The organism is Pseudooceanicola marinus (genome assembly GCF_002786295.1).
Classification (GTDB): domain Bacteria; phylum Pseudomonadota; class Alphaproteobacteria; order Rhodobacterales; family Rhodobacteraceae; genus Pseudooceanicola; species Pseudooceanicola marinus.
This window is the reverse complement of the sequence record NZ_PGTC01000029.1, coordinates 168,817-192,086: the sequence shown is the minus strand read 5'-3', so window position 1 is coordinate 192,086 and position 23,270 is coordinate 168,817. Positions and strand designations below refer to the sequence as shown.

Genomic DNA, 23,270 nt, shown 5'->3' with positions numbered 1-23,270 from the left:
GCCCTCTCCTCGCGTTACACTTATAAGCGTCATGCGCGCTTTCAATCGACATCTCAAATTCGTTCTGACGGCGAGTGCCGCAGCGTTATTCCTCACAGTCCCGACTGTAGGGCGGGCCGACGATTCGGTCACGCGCCTGCTGGACGGTCTGGGGCAGGCGGAACCGGCGGAGGCGAAGCAGATCGAGCGCGAGCTGGAGCTGATCTGGTCGCGCTCCGGCTCCTCCTCGATGGATCTGCTGCTGCGCAAGGGGCGCGACGCGCTGCAGGGCGGTGATCCGCAGGCGGCCATCGGCCACCTGTCGGCGCTGATCGACCATGCGCCCGATTTCGCCGAAGGGTGGCATATCCGGGCATCGGCCTTCTACCAGCTGGAGGAATTCGGCCAGGCCCAGTCGGACCTGATGCAGGCGCTGGCGCTGAACCCGCAGCATTTTCAGGCCGCCTTCGGACTGGCCGCGCTGATGGAACAGACGGGCCGGATCGACGCGGCCTACGACGGCTACCGCGCCGTGCTGTCGGTCTACCCGGCCCATGAACAGGCCCAGGCCGGACGTGATCGGCTTGCACCTCTCGTATCGGGCAGCGATACCTGACCCCGTAAGAACGGAAGCGAGGGCAGGGAATGTCCCAAAAGGGCAGGATCACCGCGGTCCTCGGGCCGACGAATACCGGCAAGACCCATTACGCCATCGAACGGATGCTGGGGCATCGGACAGGCATCATCGGCCTGCCGCTGCGATTGCTGGCGCGAGAGGTCTACGACCGGATCGTCGCCGCGCGGGGGCCGTCGGTCGTGGCGCTGGTCACCGGCGAGGAACGCATCGTGCCGCCGCGCACGAAATACTGGGTCTGCACGGTCGAGGCGATGCCCGAGGGGATGGGCTGCGACTTCCTCGCCGTGGACGAGATCCAGCTCTGTGCCGATCCCGAGCGCGGCCATGTCTTCACCGACCGGCTGCTGCGCGCGCGGGGCCTGACCGAGACGATGTTCCTCGGCTCCCATTCCATGCGTGGCGTCATCGCCGACCTGCTGCCCGAGGCGCAGTTCATCCGGCGTGAACGCATGTCGCAGCTGACCTATGCCGGAGACCGGAAGATCTCGCGCCTGCCGTCGCGGTCTGCCGTGGTGGGCTTCTCGGTCGATAATATCTATGCGATGGCGGAGCTTATCCGCCGCCAGAAGGGCGGCGCGGCGGTCGTCATGGGGGCGCTCTCCCCGCGCACCCGCAATGCCCAGGTGGAGCTCTACCAGAACGGCGACGTGGATTACCTTGTGGCCACCGACGCCATCGGCATGGGCCTGAACCTCGATGTGAAACACGTGGCCTTCTCGGCCACGATGAAATTCGACGGTCGCCGGATGCGGGAACTGTTCCCGCACGAGATGGGCCAGATTGCGGGGCGGGCCGGGCGCGGCATGTCCGATGGCACCTTCGGGGTGACGGGCGAGGCCGGGCCGCTGCCGCCCGAGCTGGCCGAGGCGATCATGGAGCACCGCTTTGCTCCGGTGCGCAAGTTGCAGTGGCGCAATCCGCAGATGAACTTCGCCGGGATCGAGCCGCTGATCGCCTCGCTGGAGGTCGCGCCCAAGGATGACCGCCTGCTGCGCGCCCGCGAGGCGGATGACCAGATCGCGCTGAAGAGCATGTCGAGCGATGCCGAGGTCCGTGCGCGCGCCTCCGACACCGCCTCGGTGCGTCTGCTGTGGGACGTCTGCCGGATCCCCGATTTCCGGGGAATCAGCCACAATGAACATGCCGGCCTGCTGACCCGCATCTTCGGCTTCCTGCATGAGAAGGGCCGGGTGCCCGACGATTGGCTGGCCAGCCAGATCCGCCGCATCGACAAAACCGACGGCGACATCGACGCGCTGTCCAAACGGCTGTCCTTCATCCGGACGTGGACCTACGTCGCGCAGCGCAATGGCTGGGTGAACGACGAAAGTCATTGGCGCGGGGAGACTCGCGCTGTAGAAGACCGCTTGTCGGACGCGCTCCACGCGCGCCTGACCCAGAGATTTGTGGACCGGCGCACCAGCGTATTGATGCGCCGGCTCAAGCAGAAGGAGGCCCTCTTGGCCGAAGTGAGTGATACCGGCGAAGTGACCGTCGAAGGCGAATTCGTGGGACGGCTGGAAGGTTTCCGCTTCCGCGCTGACAAGGAGGCCGAGGGGCAGGAGGCGAAGACCATTCGCCAGGCCAGCCTCCAGGCGCTGATCCCCCATTTCAACCTGCGTGCGGATCGTTTCTACAACGCGCCGGACACCGAGATCGACTTCACCGAGCAAGGTGGGCTGATGTGGGGCGAGCAGGCCGTGGGCAAGCTGGCCGCGGGATCCGAGCCGATGAAGCCGCAGGTCGTGGCCTTCGTCGACGAGGAAGCCGGCCCGGACGTCGCGCAGAAGGTGCAACGCCGTCTGCAGCATTTCATCGACCGCAAGGTCGCGGCCCTGTTCGAGCCGCTGATGAACCTGCAGCGCGACGAGACCCTGACGGGCCTGGCCCGTGGCTTCGGCTTCCGCATGGTCGAGAACCTGGGGATCATCCCGCGCGGCGAAGTGGCCGACGAGGTGAAGCAGCTGGACCAGGAGGCTCGCGGTGCGCTGCGCAAGCATGGCATCCGTTTTGGCCAGTACACCATCTTCATGCCAGCGCTGCTGAAACCCGCGCCGACGCGCCTGCGCCTGGTGCTGTGGTCGCTGTCCAAGGACCTGCAGGAGTTTCCCGAGGCGCCGCCGCCGGGCCTGGTGACCGTGCCGGCCGACAACGGCCTGCCGCAGGGCTATTTCGCCATGGCCGGCTATCGCGCCGCCGGGGACCGCGCCATCCGCATCGACATGCTGGAACGCCTGGCCGACATGCTGCGTGGCGAAGACAGCCGTGGCGGGTTCGAGGCCAAGGCCGACATGCTGTCGATCACCGGCATGACGCTGGAACAGTTCGCCGACCTGATGCAGGGCCTGGGCTACAAGGCCGAGAAGGGCGAACGGACCAAGATGAAGCCCGCCGAGGCCCCGGCGGCCGAGGCGACTGCCGCGGAGGCCGGCGGCACGCCGGCTGAAACGCCTGCCGCCGACAGCACGGAGACCCCGGCAGAGCCCACCCCCGAGGCAGAAGCTCCGGCAGAAGCACCGACCGAGGCATCCGCCGATGCACCGGCCGATACCAGCGCCGAGGCGCCCGCAGAGGCCCCCGCCGCCGAGATGGTGCCGGTGCTGGGCGAGGATGGCACGCCCGAGGCGGAGGTCTTCTTCACCTTCACCTGGGCCGGTCGGGCCGCGCGCCAGAACCGTGACGGCCAGCGTGGTCGTCCCCGTGGCGACCGTCCGCAGGGTGATCGTCAGGGCAAGGGCGGTCCGCGCGGCGACCGTGGCAAGGGCGGCAAGCCCGGCAAGGGACGCAAGCCCGAGGGCAAGGGCGGTCAGAAGGCCAAGACCTTCGAATCCGCTCCGCCGAAGAAGAAGGACCGGATCGATCCGGACAACCCCTTCGCTGCGGCGCTCATGGGCCTGAAGACCAAGGATTGATCCTTGGAACCTGCTGCCCCCCGCATGCGCGTGGACAAATGGCTGTGGCAGGCGCGGTTCTTCAAGAGCCGCAGCCTCGCCGCCGGCTGCGTCACCGGGGGGCATCTGCGCGTCAACGGCAACCGGGCCGCCAAGGCCTCGGCCGCCGTGGGTCCGGGCGACGTTCTGACCTTCCCCCAAGGGCGTCTGATCCGCGTGGTGAAGATCGTGGCGCTCGGCACCCGGCGCGGCCCTGCGCCAGAGGCGCAGGCCCTTTACGAAGACCTGTCCCCACCCGATGAGCAGGAGCGGAAACCCGTTCCGCCGATTGCCCGGATCGAAGGCAATTCTCGCCCGACGAAGCGTGACCGCAGGAAACTCGATCTTGATCGCCGTGGACCGCTTGAATGATCCCGGACACTGGATTAGCTAAACCTCTGACCGCACTTCGAGAGTAAGCCATGACCTACGTCGTCACCGAAAACTGTATCGCCTGCAAGTACACCGACTGCGTCGAAGTCTGTCCGGTGGATTGTTTCTACGAGGGCGAGAACACTCTGGTGATCCATCCCGACGAATGTATCGACTGCGGCGTCTGCGAGCCCGAGTGCCCCGCCGATGCGATCCGCCCCGATACCGAGCCGGACATGGACAAGTGGGTCGAGTTCAACCGGAAATACTCCGAGTTGTGGCCGGTCATCATCTCGAAGAAGGACCCGATGCCCGACGCGGACGAGCGCGACGGGGAAGAGGGCAAGATGGAGAAGTACTTCTCCGAGGCGCCGGGCGAGGGCGGCTGAGCCAGGCGAAAACCGACCGGCTTCACCCCGGCCCCCGCGCCGGGCCTGACCGGTTTTGCACAGGAATAAGGCGCCGCTTTGATTCGCGGTGATTCTGTGGTATATACTGTCTTTACACATGACAGATACTGCCCCATCCGGGATTCCGGGCGCTGCTGACCGTGAATCCGTGATCTGAAGAGTTGGAAATGCACGTTTGGTGCCGCAGGCCGGCGCCGGACGTTTTCGTGCCCTCTGATGGACGGGCAGGTGAGGAAGATGCTCTATGACCAAGACCAAGAAACCCGAGTTCAGCCCGAATGACTACGTCGTCTACCCGGCTCATGGTGTGGGGCAGATTGTCTCCATCGAGAGCCAGGAGATCGCCGGTATCCAGCTGGAGCTCTTCGTCATCTCCTTCGAGAAGGACAAGATGACCCTGCGCGTGCCCACGCACAAGGCGACCGAGATCGGCATGCGGTCGCTGTCGACCCCCGATGTGGTCAGCCAGGCGATGAAGACCCTGAAGGGCAAGGCCAAGGTGAAGCGCGCCATGTGGTCGCGTCGTGCCCAGGAATACGAACAGAAGATCAACTCGGGCGACCTGATCGCCATCGCCGAAGTGGTGCGCGACCTGCACCGCAGCGATGACCAGCGGGAACAGTCCTATTCCGAACGCCAGCTGTACGAAGCGGCGCTGGAACGGCTGACCCGCGAAGTGGCCGCCGTTTCCGGTGGCGACGAAGTGGCCGCCGCCAAGCAGGTGGACGAGGTTCTGGTGAGCCGCGCCGCCTGATCTGGACGCCCTGTTTCGGGCCAATGCGAATGATCGAAGGGCCGTCCCGCCGGGGCGGCCCTTTTTTCGTGGCCTCAGGCGATCAGCACCAACAGCACCGCGATTTCCGCCAGTTGCTGCGCCGCGCCCAGGACATCGCCGGTCTGACCGCCGAGCTTCGCACTTGCGATTCGTGCCAGTGCCAGTGTCACCAGCGCCGCGACCAGAAGGGCGGGCAGGGCGATCCAGCCCAGCAGGATCAGTGCCAGGACGGCCCCGATGAAGGCTGCCAGCGCCGCCACGGGGACTGAACATCGTCCGACTGCCCGCGACAGGCCTGTGTCGCGGGCATGGGGCAGGGCGGCCATCAGCGCGGGCATCGCGGCGCGGGACAGGGCGGCGGCGGCGATCACGGCCCAGGCGGCGCCGGGGGTGGCAAATAGCAGTGACAGCGCGCTCCATCGCGCCAGCAGGGACAGCACCAGCGCGATCACCCCATAGGCGCCGATGCGGCTGTCCTTCATGATTTCCAGCCGCCGGGCGCGATCAAAGCCGCCCCAGACCCCATCGGCCACATCCGCCAGCCCGTCTTCGTGCAGCGCGCCGGTCACCATGACCGAGGTGCCGAGACAGATCAGCGCCGCCAGCTGCGGCGGCAGTGACAGGGCCAGCGCCAGCAGCCCCGCCAGCGCCGCCGGCCCGCCCAGCACTGCGCCGGCCAGCGGATAGGCCCAGGCAGCAGGGGCGCCGCGCCCTTCGTGGGCGGGCAGGGGCAGGCGGCTCAGCAGGCCGAGCGCCGATAGAAGGTCGGTCCAGGGGCGGGTCAGGTCCATCTTCATGGTTGCTCCGGCAGGCGCAGGGAATAGACAGGAGGTAGTGGCGACATACAACGGATCCGACATGACTGACAGTCTTCCCTCCCTCGACGCCTTCCGCGCGGCCCTGGCCGCCGCCCCCCTGGCCGACCCGCAGGCGCGCGACGCTGCGATGGCGCGCAACGGCATGCTGACCAAGCCGCCGGGCGCGCTTGGCCGACTGGAGGATCTGGCGATCTGGTACGCGGGCTGGCGCGGGGACGCGCGGCCCCGGCTGGAGGCGCCGCAGGTGGTAATTTTCGCCGGCAACCACGGTGTCACGGCCCAGGGCATCTCCGCCTTCCCGGCGGAGGTGACGGCGCAGATGGTGGCGAATTTCGAGGCCGGTGGCGCGGCCGTGAACCAGCTGTCGCAGGTCGCGGGCGCGCAGATGAAGATCGTGGCCCTGGACCTCGACAGGCCCACGGCGGACTTCAGCACGGCGCCGGCGATGACCGAGGCGGAGCTGTTGGCGGCGCTGAACGCGGGCTGGCAGGCCGTCGACCCGCAGGCCGACCTGCTGGTGACAGGCGAGATGGGCATCGGCAACACGACCTCCGCCGCGGCCCTGGCTCATGCGCTATATGGTGGCGCCGCAGCGAATTGGGCCGGGCGTGGCACCGGGCTGGACCCCGAGGGCGTGGCGCACAAGGCCGAGGTGGTGGCCCGTGCCGTGGCGCTGCATGCGCCGAAGACCGGGCTGGAGGCGCTGCGCTGCCTTGGCGGGCGCGAAGTGGCCGCCATGGCCGGGGCCATCGCGCGGGCGCGGGCCCTGCGCATTCCGGTGATCCTCGACGGGTTTATCTGCTGCGCCGCCGCCGCTTGTCTGGCGGCGGAGGCGCCCGAAGCGTTGGATCACTGTGTCGCGGGTCATGTCAGCGCCGAGGGCGCGCATCGCGCCTTGCTGGAAAAGCTGGGCAAGGCGCCCCTGCTGGATCTGGGGTTGCGCCTGGGCGAGGGGTCGGGCGCGGCCCTGGCGATCAACATCCTGAAGGCGGCTGTGGCCTGCCATTCCGGCATGGCCACCTTCGCCGAGGCCGGCGTGTCGGAGGACTGACCCCAGCTCTTCTCCTTGCCGGACATATCCATGCCGGAGGCATCGCTGGGCGCGGCGTTCAGGCGGGCGATACAGGCGGCGAGGGAGGGGTCAGCTCCGCTCGTCATCCTCCTCGTCCGACAGCTGCGACAGCAGCGCCGCTTCCAGCCCCTTGGCCAGCTCGCGCGAGCGGGCGATATAGGCCTCGTTCTGGCCCGTGGGGATGTTCGGATCCCACAGTTCGGCCAGTTCGCGGATCGCGTCGCGGTCATGGTGGAAGAAGATCTTCTCGGCCTCCGCCGCCTCAAAATCGCTCAGCCCGATGTTTTCCAGCACGTAGCGCCCGGCCCGCAGGGAGCTGTCGAAGGTTTCGCGCACGATGTCATCGGCGCCCGCGCGGTACAGCTGGTAGACATGGGTGCGGTCATAGGCGCGGGCGATGATGTGCAGGTCGGGTCGTTGCGCCCGGGCATAGGCCACCAGCTGCGTCACCGCCTTGTTGTCGTCCATCGCCGCCACCAGCACCCGTGCCTTGTCGAGGCCCGCCGCATGCAGGATGTCGGGCCGGGTCGGATCGCCGAAATAGCCCTTGAAGCCGAAGCGCCGCATCAGCTCGATCGTCGCCATGGAGTTGTCGAGCACGATCGTCTTGCAGCCGGAGCTCTGCACCATCCGGTTCACGATCTGGCCGAAGCGGCCGATGCCCGCGATGATGACCGGCCCGTCCTCCGCGATCTCGTCGGGCTCCTCGACGCCGCCGTCGTCGTGCATCCGGCGCGACAGCAGGTCGTAGGCGATGAAGAACAGCGGCGTCAGCAGCATCGTCAGGGTGATCGACAGCAGCAGCTGTTCGGCCAGGGTGCCCGGCAGCACGTTCACCTGGCGAGAGAAGGAGATCAGCACGAAACCGAACTCGCCCGCCTGCGCCAGGCCGAGGGTGAACAGCATCAGGTTGCGTTTGCGCAGCTTGAACAGCAGGCCGAGGACCAACAGGATCACCCATTTCAGCGCCATGACACCCACGGCAATTCCGAAGATCTTCAGCGGCGCATCGAGGAAGGTGTCGAAGTTGATGCCTGCCCCGACGGTGATAAAGAAGAGCCCGAGCAGCAGGCCCTTGAAGGGCTGGATGTCGCTTTCCAACTCGTGCCGAAACTCGCTGTTGGCCAGGACCACGCCTGCCAGGAAGGTGCCAAGCGCGGGCGAAAGGCCAACCAGGTTCATCAGGAAGGCGATGCCGATGACGATGGCCAGGGAGAGCGCGGTGTACATCTCCGGCAGGTGCGCGGCGTGGATAAAGCGGAAGACGGGGCGGATCAGGTAGATGCCGATCAGGATGACGGCGACCACGGCGCCCAGGGTGACAAGGGTGACACCCCAGCCCGGCAACCCCTCGACCAGGGACATGCCGTCATGCGCGGCCTCCTCGGCGCCGCCGACGGTGATGGATCCGTCGGGCGACAGCTGCATCAGCGTCGGCACCGCCAGCAGGGGCAGGGCCGCGATCATCGGGATCACCGCGATATCCTGGGTCAGCAGCACGGCGAAGGTGGATCGCCCGCCCTGGGTCTGCATCAGCCCCTTTTCCGAGAGGGTCTGCAAGACGATGGCCGTCGAGGACAGCGCCAGGATCATCCCCACGGCCAGCGCCGGCTGCCATTCCAGCCCGAAGGCGATGCCGGCCGCCATCACCGCCAGCATGGTCAGAACGACCTGCAGACCGCCCAGCCCCAGCAACTTGTGCCGCATGTCCCAAAGCGCTCGCGGTTCCAGTTCCAGGCCGATCAGGAACAGCATCATCACCACGCCGAACTCCGCGAAATGCTGCAGGTCGTGGGTGTCATGGCCGATCAGGTGCAGCACCGGGCCGATCATGATCCCGGCGGCCAGGTAGCCCAGCACCGACCCCAGCCCCAGGCGGGCCGACAGGGGGACGGCGATCACCGCGGCGCAGAGGTAGATCGTGGCCTGGTAGAGAAAGCCTTCCATGTCATCTCCTTGAGGGGGCCGGCGGGGACAGGTCGCCGGTCACGGGCAGGGCGCTGCGGGCGTCGGGGCGACACCCGGGCCAATGATAGAGAGCGACCCGGCCCGGGGGCAACAGCCATGCGGCGCGCATGGCGCGCAAGCCTCCTGCGCGTCCCCGGTGCGGGGGCACCGGACGGGGCACTGCGCAGATCGCGGGCGGTGGATCAGTCGGGCATTTCCAGCAGCAGGTTGCGATTGCCCTTCACGTAGCGCAGGGCGGTGTCGCCGATGGCGGCCACGCGACCGCCGTCCAGCCGGTCGCCGACCTGAACGTTGCGGATACGCCCGTCGGGCAGGCGCACCAGGGCGGTGCGCTCCGACGGGCTGCCGGTGACGCCGATCAGGTTGACCTTGTTCAGGTTGATCGCGTTCTCGACCGTGGCCTGTCGCGCGACGGAGGGCTGACTGGGCGCGGAGGGGCTGACCGTGGGGCTGGGGATGCTGACGGTGGGCGGAACGACGGCCGCCGCCTGTGCGGCCGCGACCAGCGCCTCGAACCCGTCGGGACGGGGGCGGGGACGCAGCGCCAGAGCGGTGGCCAGGTCGGTGCCGGTGTCTTCCAGCTCCGGCTGGGTGTCCTCGGCGCCTTCTTCCGCCGCGCCGTCGGTGGTCTCCGCCTCCGCCTCGGGGTCTGACTCGGCTTCGGGGGCCAAGCCCTCCGGGCGCAGACGCGGGCGCAGCTGATCCTCCGGCGCGGTGACGATCTCATCGACGATGTCCGCCGCGATCTCTTCCACGGGGTCGGGCTCTTCCACGGAGTCGGGGGCGATCGCCGCCTCGCTCTCTTCCGTGGCCTGGGGGGCGGTTGCCTCGGGGGCCTCCGTCGCGGGCGGGGTCAGGGCGGCGGGCAGCAGGTCGGCGGCGCTGTCGCCGGGGACCCGCGTGGCCTCGGGCCGGCTGGGCGGCACCACCGGCGGCGGGCCGGCAAAGACCAGGTGACCCTCGGGCGTCCGGGCGCCGTCCTCGGTGCCGGCGACCAGCCCGCGGGCGTCGAGGTCGAAGCGTTGCGAAGGCAGCGGCGGGTTCGGTGGGCTGCTGAAGCTGACAAGCGGGCTGGACTGGCTGGTGTCGGCGAGACCCGTCACATCTTCGACCCGGTCGGCGGGGGCCATGGCGGCCACCTCGATCTCGCCCAGGGGCGTGGCGACGGGGGGGACTGGGGCCTGGGGCGCGCGCTGCCAGATGCCGGTGGCGGCATAGCGTGCGGCCGCTTCGGCCGGGGTGGCGGGTGCCGGGCGGACGTCCATCGGCGTCTCAGGCGGCGCAGGGGCTGCGGCTTCCCGGCTCTCCTCGGGCGCTGCGGGCGCCGGTTCTGCGGGGGCGGCCTCTTCGACCGCAACCTCTGCGGGCGGGGTCGGTTCGGGAAGGACCTCTGGGTCCGGGGCCAGGGCGGCCTGCTGGCTCTCGCCCGCCGTGGTGTTGTCCTGCGGGGGCTGCGCCTGAGGCGTTTCGGCCTCGGCGATCTCGCTGGTCGTGTCCTGCGGGACGACGGTTTCCTCACGTCCCCCAAGGAAGGCCCAGGCGCCCAGGGCGACCACGGCCACCCCGGCGGCGGCCAGGGCCAGCCGTGGCAGGCGGCGTCCTTCCCTCGGGGGAACGTCCTGTTGCGACGGGCGGGCGCCGAAGACGGTCAGCTGCTCCGCCTCTTGCGCGCGCTGTTGCTCCGCGTCCGAGGCCCTGCGCGTGGCGCGTGGCGCGGCAGGCGCCTCCGTCGGCGCAGGCGGGGCGGTCTTCCTTGCCGCGACGGGCGTTGGCTCTGTGGATGCCTTGGCATCGGCGGCGGCCGCCTGTGGGGTCGCGGGCGCCGGGGGCGATGCCTTGCCCTGGGGCGCGGCTGAGGGTTTCGAGGCCACAGGCTCCGTCGCCGGTGCCTCTTTCGGACTGGCGGGCGCCTTGGTCGGACGGGCCGTGTCCTTGGTCGGAGGGGGCGGTGGCGTGTCGCCTCGGTCCGCCCGGATGGAGACGAAACCGCCGGGCGTCGCGCTGCCGGCATCCTTGCCCTTCTGGGCATTGCCTGACGGGGTCCGCCTTGTGGGCGCCGGACGGGGGGTGGGGCGGGCCTTCTGCACCGCTTCGTGGCGGTCGAAGAGGTCTCGCCGCGCGCGGAAGGTCAGCGGCGGACCGTCATCGGCCGCCTCCGCCTCTGGCGAGGCGGTCGGTGCCGTGGGGGGCGTGGCCGGCGCGGCTGCCGTGGCCGGTTTCGTCGGAGCATCGCTGGCCGTATTCGGTGTCGCCGGGGCCTGGCGCGCCGGTTTTGCAGGCTTCGTCGGCGCGTCGCTTGCCGTGTCAGGGGTTGTGAGGAGCGTTTCGCGAGGGACCTCCGGCGCGGGGGCTTCCGCCGCGGGCGACGGAGAGGGGGGCGCGTCCGGGGCGGGCGGCGTTGCGGCGGTGCCTGCCTGTCTCGGCGCCTGTGCCGGGGCGTCCGCCGGGCGGGTGACCGCCTCTGGCGCTGTGGCGGGCAGATGAGGCAGCTTCGCCTTGCCGACCACATGGACCTGCACGGCGTCGCGTTCCAGCGTCTCGCCCTTCAGCAGGCTGTCGGCCAGGCGCGTCGGGCCGAAGAAGGGCTCGCCCAGGTAGCTGGCTTCGCCCGGGATGGCGACGAAGCTGACCGGGTTCAGCCCGTGTTCGGCGGCAAATCTCTCCGCCTCCTCCAGCGTTTCGCGGGCCACGGCGGCGACATGGGTGGTGGTGCCCGACACCGACCAGCAGAACGCCAGGTCCTTCAGCGCATAGGGCGTGGCGCCGTCCAGTTCCGACATCACCAGTGCGCGCCGATCGTCTTCGGTCGTGGCGCCGGTGAAGACCGACATGTATCGGATCTGTTCGTTGGGCAGGATCAGCTTGGTGCGCATCGGCGCGGGATCCAGCGCCTCGCCCAGGCGGCGAAGCCGGTCCAGGCCCGCGGCCAGATCCTCCTCGAAGGAGACCTCTCCGACGTGCTCCCAGCCCGGTGAGGCGCGGTGAAGCAGGTGGAGCCCGTCGGCCAGGATATTCAAGGCAAAATTCGGTCGCATGTGTCCCACGGATCTGCGTCAGGCGGGGCCGAAAATGGCGGCTGCTATAAGAAGGAGGTGTAACCTCCCGATTTTTCACGGGGACATTAACGCAGGGAGAGGCGCAGGCAAAGGGGGGCGCGACGCGTCGGCGGGAAAACGTCGCAGTCGCCGGGGCGCGCGCCCGGCCAGGGTTAGCGCATCCAGAAACCTTCGCGTTTCAGGCGATTGCGCAGGGCCTGTTCCTTCCGCGGCAGCGGCTGGCCCTCGAAGAGCGCGCGCACCTTGGCGCCGCGCCCCTGGTAGATCATCCGCTTCATCGGTTCGTACTGCTTCAGCACCTTCTTGATCTTGTTGGGCGCCGCGACCGCCTCCAGCACCTCGACCACCCGGTCGTCCTCGCGCGCATAGAGCAGCGGGAAGAGGCGGTAGTGGCAGGTCGTCTTCCCGTCCAGCCAGCCCTCGGGCAGGGCGTCGCGCCCGCCGCCGAAGGAATGAATGACCAGGGGCAGGGCCACCTGGTCCAGCCAGGGATCGAGGCTCTGGCAGACCAGCGCCTCTGGGGCGTCGTCGCGGATCGCCAGGGCGTAGTCGAGGAAGCGTTGCCCGAAGGCCTGCGGATCCTCGTGATAGAAGAACCCGGCATTGAAATAGAGGTAGTGGCGCCAGAACTCCTCTGGCCAGGCGGGATCGAGGGAGCTTTCGAAATCCAGCCCGAACTTGTCGTAGAGGCTGCGCCAGGTCTCGGTATAGCCCGGCCCGTACAGCTCGATCTGCGGCCAGGTGCCCTCGCAGCGCAGCGAGGCCGAGGGGCGGGCGAAGTCGAAGGGCACCTCGGTCAGCTCGTCCAGCACTAGGGTGTCGCTGTCGAAGAAGACGAAGGGTTCGCCCGCCGGCAGGGCGGCCAGGCATTCGATCTTGTTGCCGTAGGGGTAGTCGGCGCCGAAATGGCGGCTCTCGAAGGGCAGGATCTCGGCGCCCAGGGCGTGCAGCGCCTCGCGCACCTGTGGGTTGGTGAGGCGCGGATCGCCCGGCCAGAGGGCGCCGGGCTGGGGTTCCGCGACGAAGAGGCGCCCGGCGAATCCCGGGCTGCGGGCGCGCAACGATGCGGCAAAGAGCACGGCTTCGTATTGCAGCCGGCCGGACTGGCCGACGATGACGATGTTGAAGGGACGTGCCTGCTGCGTCATGCCTACCGCTCTGTCTTGGCGGCCCGGGGGCCGTGGGGGATCTGGGCCGGACTATAGACAGGGCGGCCACGGGTCGGAAGGCCCGGTTGCGTCCTGGGCGATGGGATGCCGCAGGCTGCCCGGCGCGCGGGCGCCGGGCAATCTGCCGCGGCGGAAGCTTGCCCGAATTGTCGCCGCAGGTAGCTTGCGCTGGACGCGGGGTGGGAAGTCTGCACCTCGGTTGCGCTGGTAAGGGCGTGAGGCATTCAGGGCCCGGCCAGCCCCCCTGGCGCGGAGGGCGACGATCACATGGCCGCCGGAAGGTCGGGAGGGCGCCGCAGGGCACGATGCTGGGGGCGGGTGCCCACGTGTTCGGGGCTTTGCCCGGTCAGGAAATAGATCCGCGACAGGTCGCACGGCATCGCAATCAGGCAGTCCCCGGCATGGCGAGCTCCACGTGCTGGCGCTTGGCGCCTGACATTGCGTTCCTGCAGCGCCGCCAGCAGCCGGAAGAGGGGGAGGATGCTTCTCGCCATGCCGCCCAGCGGAAGGCCCAGCCGGTTGGTCGGCTGGCCGGTTTCGCGGTTCACGCTCATTGCCCCCGATACCGCCTGGGCCAGGATGCCGAAGGCCGGCTTCTCGCCCAGCGGGCTGCCGGGGGCTGATGGTGCGCTGAGACGTGGGCGGGCCGGGGAGTGGCATCGCGCACCTGCCTCGGTCAGTGCAACCGCCCGGCGGTCGGGCGCCGGGCCGCTGCCCTCTCGGACAGCGCGGACGGCGGGGCCGCGGGCAGCCCGTCGCGCCGGTCGGCCGGTTTGTCCCCCGGTGGGGTCACGGGCAGGGTCAGTCGCACAATCAACCCGCGCCCGGGCGCATCCAGCAGTTCCAGCTGGCCGCCGCGGCGGTCGGCAATTTTGGCGATGAACGCCAGGCCCAGCCCGGTGCCGCCGCCCTGCTCGCGGGTCTTGCCCGTGCGCAATGGCAGCAGGACCTTGGGCTTCATGGTGTCGGGGATCCCGGGGCCGTCGTCCTGGACCTCGATCCGGAACAGGCTGTCATCGCGGGTGACTCGGATCACCAGGGAGCCGGTGCGCCGGTCATGGTGACGGATCGCATTCTGCAGCATATTGCGCAGGGCGATCTCGAACTCGACCATGACGCAGTGGATCACGGCCAGGTCGATCTCCTGCCGCAGGGTGAACCCCTCGGGCAGGGTGCAGGTCTGCAGCACCCGGTCGACCACGTCGCCGGGGGCGAAGCTCTCGGGCATGATGCGGTCGCGACCCAGCAGGGAATATCTCAGCAGCCCGTCGACCAGATCCTCCAGCCGCTCGGCCTGGTTGGTGATCTCGTGCAGGTGATCGCAGAGGTCGGGGCCAAGATCCGGGGTGTCCTCCTCGATGAAGGTGGGCAGGATGCGCAGGGCCCGCAGTGGTGTCTTCAGGTCATGAGCCGCGGCACGGGCAAAGCTTTCCAGATCGGCGTTCGAGCGCTGCAGCTCGGTGTTGGTGTCCTCTAGGTCGGCGCGCGCCCTCTGTTCCCGCTCCAGCGCAACCTCCAGGTCCCGGGTCATGCCGTTGAAGGCCTTCCCGAGGATCGCCAGTTCGTCGTCTCCCTCGGTCGTGACGGTGACGCCGCGATCGCCGGCGCTGATGCTGCGCGCCGCCTCGGTGATGCGATCCAGGCGGCGGGCGATCCGGTTCAGCGCCGCCCAGATCAGGGCGCAGGCCAGGGCCGCGATCAGCCCGGCGGTGCCGGCCAGGGTCAGGAAGTCCCGGCGCAGCAGGGCGGCCAGCAGGCTTTCGGGCACGCTGGCCATGACCAGCCATCTCTGGCTGGCGGTTTCCCCCAGTGACACCCATTGATAGGCGGCCAAGGCGGGGGGCGCCCCGGGCGCGCTCCGCGCGGCCAGATGCAGAAATCCGGGGCTGGCGGACAGGGTGGCGGGCGTCAGGCCGAACTCGGCCCGGGCGCCGGCCCCGGTGCCCCGTTCCAGGCCGAAGGTCTGGTCCGGGTCGGGGTGCAGGAGGTAGGTCCCGTCGGGCCGCATGATGCGCAGATCGGTCTCGCCGGCGCGCGCGGCGGGCAGGATCTCCGTTCCGTCTAGGTTCAGAACCAGCAGGCCGACGCGCTGTCCCCGGCTGTCGAAGACCGACATCATCAGCCGCAGGGTGGGGGTCAGCGGATACTGGATCTCGCCAAATTCGCGGTTCGGCTCCAGCGTCGACAGGCCGACCTCGCCGGGCGCAAGGGTGAGGGCCTGCCGCAAGTAGGCGCGGCCCGATTTGTCCTGAAGATCGGCCAGGGGGATGATCCGGGCCTGTCCCGCCACGCGGTCGACGCGCAGCCTTTCCTGGCCGCCGGGGTCGAGGAACCTTACCTGGAGGATTTGCGGGTGGTTGGCGGCCAGGACCGCAAAGCGGTCCGTCAGATCCTTCGCCACACCTGCGTCGAGGAAGCGGTGCATCGCCGGCCCGCCCGCCAGGCGCCGGAGCAGGTGCTGCGAGGCCTCGATCCGCGTGCGGATGGCGCTGACGTTGGTTGCAACCTGGGCTGACAGCGTTTCCTGCAGGTGCTGGCGCAGCAGGTCGCGATGGTTGGCGCCAATGAACCCCACCAGGAGCAGCGTGACAACGATCAGGGCGCCGACCGTGATGAGCTGGGCACGGGTGGCGAGCCTCATGGGTCAGACCCGTGCCGATTGCGACTGATGCGGCAGGTCGACCTGGGCGAGGAAATCGTTCAGCAATTTCAGCTTCGGCCGGAAATCGCGGAAATCCGAGGTCTTGGTCATGTAGCCCGCCACGTTCAGCTCATAGGCGCGCTGCACGTCGGCGGAGGCGGCGGAGGTGGTCATCACGAAGACCAGATGATCGCGCAGCGTCTCGTCCTTGCGCATGGCCTCCAGCAGTTCGAACCCGGTCATGTTGGGCATGTTCAGGTCCAGCACGATCAGCGCCGGGCGCGGCCCCGGGTCCTGCCCCCGTTGCAGGCGGCGCAGCCGGTCCAGCGCTTCCAGCCCGTCGGAGGCAACCTCGATCCGGGCCCTCAGGGCGACCGACTGCGCGGCGCGCTCGAAGATCTTCACGTCTATGCGGCTGTCATCGACCAGAAGGACGCTTGGTGTCTCGTGACCCTCTGCCATCGCTGTCCTCCATTCACGGTTGGACATAAAAAGAGGCAAGAATGCTGAAGGCTTCGTTAGGGCGGCACGGTGGCAAAGATCGCATTCGAGGCAATTTGTACGGTTGGCACGGCAGAGCCGTTGGGCGGGGTGTGCGGTGACGTCGCGCCGCTGTGCTTTGATTTTGTGTCTTGGTTGCTATCTGTTGGGGGCGACCTGTCCGGGCAATTCGTCGCGACACGGCGGCGGGCCCCGGGGTGAAGTGAAGGAGAACCTCATGCAGAAGCTCAACCTCTACATCGGCGGCGATCATGTTCCGGCGGACGGCGACAGGGTGTTTACCCGTGCGAACCCGGTGACCGGCGACGTGGTGACCGAGGCCGCCGCCGCCGGATCGGCGGATGTGGCGAAGGCGGTCGAGGCTGCCGCCGCGGCCTTCGACGGCTGGTCCGCCACCGGCCCGGGCGAGCGGCGCAAGATGCTGCTGGCGGCCGCCGAGAACCTGAAGGCGCGGGGCGATGACATCGTGGCCGCCATGAAGGAAGAGATCGGCGCGACCGAGGCCTGGGCGCGGTTCAATGTCATGCTGGCGTCCGACATGCTGGTCGAGGCCGCCGCGCTGACCACCCAGATCAAGGGGGAGATCATCCCCTCGAACCGCCCCGGCTCCACCGCCATGGCGATCCGCCAGCCGGCGGGCGTCGTGCTGGCCATGGCGCCGTGGAATGCGCCGGTGATCCTGGGCGTGCGGTCGATCGCCACGCCGCTGGCCTGCGGCAACACGGTGGTGATGAAGACCTCCGAACTGTGCCCGCGCGTCCATGCCCTGATCATCGAAGCGGTGGCCGAGGCCGGCTTCCCGGCGGGGGTGCTGAACGCCATCTCCAACGATCCCGAGGACGCGCCGCAGGTGGTGAAGGAACTGATCGAACATCCGGCGATCCGGCGGGTGAACTTCACCGGCTCCACCCGGGTCGGCCGGATCATCAGCGAAATCGCCGGGCGCAACCTGAAGCCCGCGCTGCTGGAACTGGGCGGCAAGGCCCCGATGATCGTGATGGAGGACGCCGACATCGACGCCACCGTCGCCGCCGCCGGCTTCGGTGCCTTCATGAACCAGGGGCAGATCTGCATGTCCACCGAGCGGATCATCGTGGTGGGCGAGGCCGGCGACCGCTTCGTCGAGGCCTTCACCGCCAAGGTCGAAAGCCTTGTCGCCGGGGATCCGCGCGATGGTGACGCTCCGCTGGGCTCGGTGGTGAACGGCGCCGCCGCCAGCCATATCGAGGAGCTGATCGCCGATGCCACCGAGAAGGGCGCGACCCTGATTGCCGGTGGCGGCGAAGGCACCATCCTGAACGCCGCGGCGCTGGACAACGTGACCTCCGACATGCGGATCTACAGCGAGGAAAGTTTCGGCCCCGTGGTGGCGATCATCCGTGCCGAAACGGTGGACGAGGCCGTGCGCATCGCCAACGAAAGCGAATTCGGCCTGTCCGCGGCCGTCTTCAGCCGCGACACCCTGGCGGCCCTGGCGGTGGCCAAGCGGATCGAGAGCGGCATCTGCCACATCAACGGCCCCACGGTGCATGACGAGGCGCAGATGCCCTTCGGCGGGGTGAAGGGCTCGGGCTACGGGCGCTTCGGCGGCAACTGGGGCATCGCCGAGTTCACCGACCTGCGCTGGATCACCATGCAGGACGGGGACATCCACTATCCGATCTGACACAGGTCCGATCTGCGGGCGGCAGGTCCCGGCGGGGCCTGTTGCGAAAGGGAAGGCGGCCATCTTCGCATGGCCGCCTTCCTGCCGTCTGGCCGGTCGGATGGCCTTCCCCGGCAAAAAGAACACTCGCCCGTGTCCGCGCCGTCAGAGCGGGCTTCGTTCCATGGCGCGGGCGCGGCGAAACCCTTGTTCCGACAAGGGCCCTCCGGGCGAAACGTTCGTCTTGGAGGCGGCGTGGCGGCACAGGGGGAAGACCTTGAAGTTCCAGCCACATGCGCGACATGAAGCGGTAAATTCCCTTTTGACGGAGCTTCCCCATGCCTCGTGCCCTTCTTGCATCCACCGTCTTCATCGCCCTGACCTCGCCGGCCTTCGCCGCCGATCTCGGCCCGCTCGTGACCCCGGCCGAGCTGGACGGGGCCGAGGTCACCGTCCTGGACATCCGCGGCGACGCCTATGACCAGGGCCACATCGACGGCGCTCTGGACGCGCCCTACGGTCTGTTCCGCGGCCCGGCGGACAACCCCGGCCAGCTGGTCCCCGTCGAAGAGCTGGAGACGACCTATGAATCCCTCGGCCTCAGCCCGGATGAGCCGGTCGTCATCGTGTCCCAAGGTGCCAACGACAGCGACTTCGGCGCGGCAGCGCGGGTCTACTGGACGCTGAAAAGCAGCGGTTTCACCGAGCTGTCGATCCTCAACGGCGGCGCCCAGGCTTGGGTCAATGCCGGCCTGCCGGTGACCCAGGACGTGCCCGAGATCGAGCCGACCGAGCTGGACATCGCCTGGGACGACACCTGGACCGCCGACACGGCGGAGGTGAACGAGGTGATCGCAGGCGACCGCAGCGCGGCCCTGATCGACGCCCGCCCGCAGGCCTTCTACGAGGGCAAGCAATCCCATGGCGCCGCCGCCCGCCCGGGCACGCTGCCCGGCGCGCAGAACCTGGAATACACCCGGTTCTTCCAGCCCGGTGCCACGGCGATCAGCCAGCCCTCCAACGTCGACGCCCTGCTGGAGGAATTCGACGTGACCCTCGGTGAGGAGGTCGTTTCCTTCTGCAACACCGGCCACTGGGCCGCGACCAACTGGTTCGCCCTGAGCGAGCTGGGCGGCGTGCCGAACGTGACGCTCTACCCTGGTTCGATGGTGGAATATGCCGCCACCGACGGTGACATGCTGAACGAACCCGGCCTGATCCAGAACCTGCTGGGGCAGTTCAAATGAGCGACGCGGCCGTTTTGCCTTCGGGCGGCGGCGTGATGGCGCGGCGCGGCGGGCTTTTGCTTGCCGCGCTTGTTGCCGTTGTCGCCGTGATGTTGCTGGCCGGGGCCCGCTACGGGCTGTTGCTGGCCGTGGGTCTGGGCTTTGGCATCGTGCTGGAGGGGCTGCGCTTCGGCTTTGCCGGGCCGTGGCGCCGGATGATCCTGTTCCGGGAACCCGCGGGCGTGCTGGCACAGCTTCTGTCCATCGCCCTAGTCACCATCGTCGCCATCCCGCTGATCGCCGCCCGCCCGGGCGAGATCACCGGGGCCCAGGCGCCAATCAGCTTCGCCATGATCGGCGGCGCCTTCGTCTTCGGCGCCTGCATGCAGATCGTGCTGGGCTGCGGGTCGGGCACGCTGGTCAACGCCGGCAGCGGCAATCCGGTCAGCCTGCTGGCGCTCCCCTTCTTCGCCATCGGCTCTTTCGCCGGGGCCTATCACCTGATCTGGTGGACCAACCTCGGCGCGCTGCCGATCCTGTCCTTCCAGGGCCTCAGCGGCACGGTGATGACACTGGTGTTGCTGGCTCTGGCAGCGGCACTGTTCTTCTTCCTCGGCAAGAAGGGCAGCCGGGCCCTGCCGCGCCGCTACGTGATCGCGGCCGTGTTGCTGGCCGTGCTGGCGCTGGCGAACCTGGCGATCGCGGGCCAGCCCTGGGGCGTGGTCTACGGCCTGGGCCTCTGGGCCGCGAAGGGGGTCAGCGCGCTTGGTGGCGACCTGTCCGGTTCGGCCTTCTTCAGCGCGCCCGGCTCCATGGATCGGCTGCAGTCCTCGATCCTGACCGACTACACCTCGCTGACCGACATCGGCATCATCGCCGGGGCCTTCCTCGTGGCGGCCTGGCGGCGCGGGGCGCTGTCCTCGCCGCTGCCGTCCTACCCGGCGCGGGCATGGGTGGCGACCGTCGTGGCGGGCCTCCTGCTGGGCTATTCCTCGCGTCTGGCTTTCGGCTGCAACGTGGGGGCCTTCTTCTCCGGCATCGCCACCGGCAGCTTCCACGGCTGGGCCTGGTTCATCGCGGCCTTCGGGGGCGCCTTCGTGGGCATCAAGATCCGGCCCCTGGTCGGACTGGAGGCGAAATGAGAACCCGTGCCTTCACCGCGACCCTGTCGCTGGTCTTCGTGGCGGCGCTGCTGGTCTTCGACCAGGCGACCTCGGACCTGAACCCCTACCAGGCGCCGCCGGCCTTCGGCCTCGGCTCTGGCGAGGCGGCCACGGGCGGCTTCTGCGGCGCTCTGCCGAACTGAGACGACCCACGGCCTGTCCGGTCCTGTAGGCGGGACCGGGCGGGCCGGCTTTCTGTTGACCCTCCCGACAATGCAGCAAATCTGCAACCTCCGGCCTGCGCCGGAGGGCCGTTGTCGTGAGGTCGCTGCCGATCCAGCTATTTTCAGCCCCATTGCGGTGCAGCCCCCCCCAGCGGAGAGCGCCGGTGGTCTGGATCCAGACCTTTGGGGGTGTTTTACTCTATTGCCGGCCTTGGTTGGCTGGGTTACATACTATAGAATGTAATTTACGCGTTTGACAGAATTCGATTCTGCGAGCGCTTCTTCTATTCAGTCGACGGTCAGCCGTGAGTCATGCTGGTCGGCGTTCCGCGGAGGCCCATTTGGCGAAGCAGACTGACATCAAGGGCAGTGACGTCTCGGCGCGCGCCGCAGATGCATCGCCGAGCGGGGTGACAGGGTCGGCCCGCGTTGAGCGTGACGCGCCGCGTCCGGCCAGTTCTGCGGTGTCCGCGGCGGCGGCCGGGGCCATTGGCATGGACTTGGCGATGCAGAGCGGGGCGGGCGATGGGATGGCCGCCTTCGCAGCCACGTCTGATCTCTCGCTGGACGGCAAACAGGGTGATGCCGCGCCCGTACCCTCCGACGCCTCTGCGTCCCCGGAGGATGCCGGGCCGGACGCGGCCCCTGTCGACACGGATATTTCTGTCTCCGAACCGGAAGACGCGGCTGATGAGGCCGCCGAAGCCGTGGCCGAGGCCGTCGGTACCTTCGTTCAGGGCTACGGCGGTGCCGTGACCTCCCTGGGCAGCCTGCCCGTGGCGAGCGGTTCGCTCGGTGTGACGGAGGACACGCGGATCCAGCCGGCGACCGAGCCCGGATCCTGGGGGGAGGACGCCGCGCACGGGCCGGAGACCGATGCGCCGTCGTCCGGCCTTGTCGGCGGGCTGATCGGTGACGGCGGAGTGGTCGATGATCTGCTGGGCGAAGATGGTCTGGTCGACGACCTGCTGGATGACCTGCTCGGAGAGGGCGGAGCGGTTCAGGGCGTCATCACCGGCGTTCTGGGCGACGGCGGGCTCGTCGATGGCTTGCTGGGGGCCGGCGGGCTGCTCGACGGTATCATCGACTACGACAGTGCCTTGGGCAGTGTGGTCGAAGTGGTCGTGGGCGACAACGGGCTTCTCGGCCTGATCTACGGTGACGACAGTCTGGTGGTCAGCGTGACAGAGGGGCTTCTCGATGGTCTCGTCGGTGACAATGGTCTGGTGGACGGGCTGCTCGACGGCCTTGCAGGCGGCGGCGGCCTGCTGGATTCCGTCTCGGATGTGCTGAGCGGTGAAACTGGCGTGGTCGAGGGCGTCGTCGGCGGTGTTTTTGGGGAGGATGGCCTGGTCGGCTCCGTCGTGGATGGCGTGTTGGGCGAAGATGGCCTTGTCGGCTCCCTTCTGGACGGCGTCGTCGGTGAAAACGGCCTGCTGGGCGGTCTCGTCGGCGACGAGGGCCCGCTGGGCGGGCTGCTCGGTGGCACGGGTCTTTTGGCGGGCACCGGCGGACTTCTGGGCGGGGCCGCGGAGGATGAGGCGGCCGGGGAGGCGGTGGTCGATGAGATCGACGCATTCGTCGACACGCTGGTTTCCGGCGGGAACGAGGATGGCCTGGGCCTGGCCCCGGACCTGTTGGATGGCCTGCTGGGCGAAGAGGACGTGTTCGGCATAGATGCGGGCGCGCCTCAGGAGGCCCTTGGCGACATCTTCGCGGGCCTCGATGGCCTCGGCTCCCTGAGCGGCAGCCTTGTCACAAACGGGATCGTGGAAACCCTGGTGGGCGGTGAGGGAGAGGACTCCGATCCGGAGATCGACACCTTGCTGAACGATCTGCTGGGCGATGGCACGAGCGAGATCCTGGGGGGATCCGCAGCCTTCGATGCGCTTCTGGGCGAGGCGGCGGCGCCGGAGGGCCCGCCGTCCGAAGCGGGCGAAGAGGGCGGCCTTCTCGGGGATACGGCCATCGACAATGCAATTGGGACGCTCTTCGGGTCGGTCGAGGATCTTGGCGGGACGCTGATCGACGGGCTGCTGCCGGGGGCGGGGGAGGATGATGCCGTGTGACCCTAGAGGCAACGTTACTTTGTCGTGCCCTGGTGAAGGACGGGCGGGCGTGAGCAAAAATGGCATGGTTTTTCCAGCCGTTTTCGGATCACCGCACCGGGGCGAGAGCCGATGGGATTTGCCCGCTCTGAGGAAAAGGTAACTCTAGTTTGCAACTATCAAACGGCATGGTATGGTTTTATGGAAGGGGTCGGTTTGTGAGCTCTTCATTGACATTTGGGAGGGTCGTGTTTCCAACGTGAAGTCCGCATGGATATGCTTCCGGCGTGTCGAGTGTCTGACGCTGAGGTTGCATGGTCCAATTTCTGGGATTCCGTGGAAGCCACCAGCCTGAGAGGCAGTTTTTTAGGTCCGCTGGTGGGGCGACTGTGGTAGTTTTGATGAGTGCGTTATGGTTGGCCGTCTTCGCCCCCCTGTGCAGGGGCGTCCGGTCATGTGGGGTTGTGAGGTGGCTGGCGAGGCTTCAATTGCAGGGAAGGTCGGGCTTTGGTGCCTTCTTTCTTGCGGTGAAGGACTTGCAAGGGGCGGCTGTCCAGCGATCAGGTACTTGGTAAGGAGTGCGGATGTGTCGATGGTCGGCGCGACCGCTGGTTTGAAGGAGACTTTCGCCCTGGCCTTTCTCGGCTGCGCTGTTTTGTAATGTTCTCGTGGCACGGACTCCCAGGTAAAGGGGAG

The 23,270-nt window shown here is 68.4% G+C and carries 18 protein-coding genes; 11 read left to right on the top strand and 7 right to left on the bottom strand.

The features are described from left to right. Positions 1-31 precede the first annotated feature (31 nt). From CVM50_RS20275 to CVM50_RS20255, 5 genes are all read left to right on the top strand, one after another. Positions 32-595: a tetratricopeptide repeat protein gene (locus CVM50_RS20275; RefSeq protein WP_085887207.1), complete on the top strand. Its 564-nt coding sequence runs from the start codon at positions 32-34 to the stop codon at positions 593-595. Between the two features lie 29 nt (positions 596-624). Continuing rightward, entirely contained in the window at positions 625-3,528 is a 2,904-nt protein-coding gene (locus CVM50_RS20270; protein WP_085887206.1) for a helicase-related protein, read from the top strand. Positions 3,529-3,552: 24 nt separating this feature from the next. Further along, a complete protein-coding gene (locus CVM50_RS20265; protein WP_085887205.1) occupies positions 3,553-3,918 on the top strand; it encodes an RNA-binding S4 domain-containing protein in 366 nt (121 codons plus the stop codon). Positions 3,919-3,968: 50 nt separating this feature from the next. Then, positions 3,969-4,307, top strand: coding sequence for a ferredoxin FdxA (gene fdxA / locus CVM50_RS20260; RefSeq protein ID WP_085887204.1), 339 nt, complete (start codon positions 3,969-3,971; stop codon positions 4,305-4,307). 265 nt (positions 4,308-4,572) lie between these two features. Beyond that, the gene (locus CVM50_RS20255; RefSeq protein ID WP_085887203.1) at positions 4,573-5,082 is read left to right on the top strand and encodes a CarD family transcriptional regulator; all 510 of its coding nucleotides are present in this window, start codon (positions 4,573-4,575) and stop codon (positions 5,080-5,082) included. A gap of 74 nt (positions 5,083-5,156) precedes the next feature. Here the strand turns inward: CVM50_RS20255 and cobS are convergent, their stop codons facing one another. Further along, on the bottom strand, positions 5,157-5,900 hold the full coding sequence (gene cobS / locus CVM50_RS20250; RefSeq protein WP_085887202.1) for an adenosylcobinamide-GDP ribazoletransferase: 744 nt from the start codon (positions 5,898-5,900) through the stop codon (positions 5,157-5,159). Between the two features lie 61 nt (positions 5,901-5,961). Here cobS and cobT point away from each other — a divergent pair, with 61 nt between their 5' ends. Beyond that, positions 5,962-6,972 carry a nicotinate-nucleotide--dimethylbenzimidazole phosphoribosyltransferase gene (cobT, locus tag CVM50_RS20245; protein WP_085887201.1) on the top strand — a complete coding sequence of 337 codons (1,011 nt, stop codon included), beginning with the start codon at positions 5,962-5,964 and terminating at the stop codon, positions 6,970-6,972. 90 nt (positions 6,973-7,062) lie between these two features. On the opposite strand, the gene CVM50_RS20240 is transcribed toward cobT, so the two are convergent. From CVM50_RS20240 to CVM50_RS20215, 6 genes are all read right to left on the bottom strand, one after another. Continuing rightward, complete coding sequence (locus tag CVM50_RS20240; RefSeq protein ID WP_085887200.1) at positions 7,063-8,940, bottom strand: monovalent cation:proton antiporter-2 (CPA2) family protein; 1,878 nt, start codon at positions 8,938-8,940, stop codon at positions 7,063-7,065. Positions 8,941-9,143: 203 nt separating this feature from the next. Next, positions 9,144-11,978 carry a hypothetical protein gene (locus CVM50_RS20235; protein WP_157792253.1) on the bottom strand — a complete coding sequence of 945 codons (2,835 nt, stop codon included), beginning with the start codon at positions 11,976-11,978 and terminating at the stop codon, positions 9,144-9,146. 191 nt (positions 11,979-12,169) lie between these two features. Then, the gene (locus CVM50_RS20230) at positions 12,170-13,165 is read right to left on the bottom strand and encodes a hypothetical protein (protein ID WP_085887198.1); all 996 of its coding nucleotides are present in this window, start codon (positions 13,163-13,165) and stop codon (positions 12,170-12,172) included. A gap of 284 nt (positions 13,166-13,449) precedes the next feature. Further along, the gene (locus tag CVM50_RS20225; protein WP_085887197.1) at positions 13,450-13,740 is read right to left on the bottom strand and encodes a hypothetical protein; all 291 of its coding nucleotides are present in this window, start codon (positions 13,738-13,740) and stop codon (positions 13,450-13,452) included. Between the two features lie 122 nt (positions 13,741-13,862). Continuing rightward, the gene (locus CVM50_RS20220; RefSeq protein WP_085887196.1) at positions 13,863-15,827 is read right to left on the bottom strand and encodes a sensor histidine kinase; all 1,965 of its coding nucleotides are present in this window, start codon (positions 15,825-15,827) and stop codon (positions 13,863-13,865) included. Positions 15,828-15,830: 3 nt separating this feature from the next. Next, on the bottom strand, positions 15,831-16,289 hold the full coding sequence (locus CVM50_RS20215; protein ID WP_157792252.1) for a response regulator: 459 nt from the start codon (positions 16,287-16,289) through the stop codon (positions 15,831-15,833). 256 nt (positions 16,290-16,545) lie between these two features. On the opposite strand from CVM50_RS20215, the gene CVM50_RS20210 reads away from it, so the two are divergent. The 5 genes from CVM50_RS20210 (at position 16,546) to CVM50_RS20195 (ending at position 22,595) form a co-directional block, all read left to right on the top strand. Then, positions 16,546-17,994 (top strand): aldehyde dehydrogenase, encoded by a 1,449-nt coding sequence (locus CVM50_RS20210; protein ID WP_085887194.1) that lies wholly within the window; start codon positions 16,546-16,548, stop codon positions 17,992-17,994. 317 nt (positions 17,995-18,311) lie between these two features. Further along, the gene (locus CVM50_RS20205; RefSeq protein ID WP_085887193.1) at positions 18,312-19,220 is read left to right on the top strand and encodes a sulfurtransferase; all 909 of its coding nucleotides are present in this window, start codon (positions 18,312-18,314) and stop codon (positions 19,218-19,220) included. Next, the gene (locus CVM50_RS20200; protein ID WP_085887192.1) at positions 19,217-20,341 is read left to right on the top strand and encodes a YeeE/YedE family protein; all 1,125 of its coding nucleotides are present in this window, start codon (positions 19,217-19,219) and stop codon (positions 20,339-20,341) included. Before CVM50_RS20205 ends, CVM50_RS20200 begins: the two co-directional genes overlap by 4 nt. Next, positions 20,338-20,505, top strand: a complete 168-nt coding sequence (locus CVM50_RS21850; RefSeq protein WP_198431954.1) for a hypothetical protein — start codon at positions 20,338-20,340, stop codon at positions 20,503-20,505. The genes CVM50_RS20200 and CVM50_RS21850 overlap by 4 nt, the downstream gene beginning before the upstream one ends. Positions 20,506-21,020: 515 nt before the next feature. After that, on the top strand, positions 21,021-22,595 hold the full coding sequence (locus CVM50_RS20195) for a hypothetical protein (protein ID WP_157792251.1): 1,575 nt from the start codon (positions 21,021-21,023) through the stop codon (positions 22,593-22,595). Positions 22,596-23,270: the final 675 nt, after the last annotated feature.

Coding starts and splice junctions, on each gene's coding strand:
- CVM50_RS20275 (WP_085887207.1), top strand. CDS start 32: ATGCGCGCTTTCAATCGACATCTCAAATTCGTTCTGACGGCGAGTGCC.
- CVM50_RS20270 (WP_085887206.1), top strand. CDS start 625: ATGTCCCAAAAGGGCAGGATCACCGCGGTCCTCGGGCCGACGAATACC.
- CVM50_RS20265 (WP_085887205.1), top strand. CDS start 3,553: ATGCGCGTGGACAAATGGCTGTGGCAGGCGCGGTTCTTCAAGAGCCGC.
- fdxA (WP_085887204.1), top strand. CDS start 3,969: ATGACCTACGTCGTCACCGAAAACTGTATCGCCTGCAAGTACACCGAC.
- CVM50_RS20255 (WP_085887203.1), top strand. CDS start 4,573: ATGACCAAGACCAAGAAACCCGAGTTCAGCCCGAATGACTACGTCGTC.
- cobS (WP_085887202.1), bottom strand. CDS start 5,900: ATGAAGATGGACCTGACCCGCCCCTGGACCGACCTTCTATCGGCGCTC.
- cobT (WP_085887201.1), top strand. CDS start 5,962: ATGACTGACAGTCTTCCCTCCCTCGACGCCTTCCGCGCGGCCCTGGCC.
- CVM50_RS20240 (WP_085887200.1), bottom strand. CDS start 8,940: ATGGAAGGCTTTCTCTACCAGGCCACGATCTACCTCTGCGCCGCGGTG.
- CVM50_RS20230 (WP_085887198.1), bottom strand. CDS start 13,165: ATGACGCAGCAGGCACGTCCCTTCAACATCGTCATCGTCGGCCAGTCC.
- CVM50_RS20225 (WP_085887197.1), bottom strand. CDS start 13,740: ATGAGCGTGAACCGCGAAACCGGCCAGCCGACCAACCGGCTGGGCCTT.
- CVM50_RS20220 (WP_085887196.1), bottom strand. CDS start 15,827: ATGAGGCTCGCCACCCGTGCCCAGCTCATCACGGTCGGCGCCCTGATC.
- CVM50_RS20215 (WP_157792252.1), bottom strand. CDS start 16,289: ATGGCAGAGGGTCACGAGACACCAAGCGTCCTTCTGGTCGATGACAGC.
- CVM50_RS20210 (WP_085887194.1), top strand. CDS start 16,546: ATGCAGAAGCTCAACCTCTACATCGGCGGCGATCATGTTCCGGCGGAC.
- CVM50_RS20205 (WP_085887193.1), top strand. CDS start 18,312: ATGCCTCGTGCCCTTCTTGCATCCACCGTCTTCATCGCCCTGACCTCG.
- CVM50_RS20200 (WP_085887192.1), top strand. CDS start 19,217: ATGAGCGACGCGGCCGTTTTGCCTTCGGGCGGCGGCGTGATGGCGCGG.
- CVM50_RS21850 (WP_198431954.1), top strand. CDS start 20,338: ATGAGAACCCGTGCCTTCACCGCGACCCTGTCGCTGGTCTTCGTGGCG.
- CVM50_RS20195 (WP_157792251.1), top strand. CDS start 21,021: ATGGACTTGGCGATGCAGAGCGGGGCGGGCGATGGGATGGCCGCCTTC.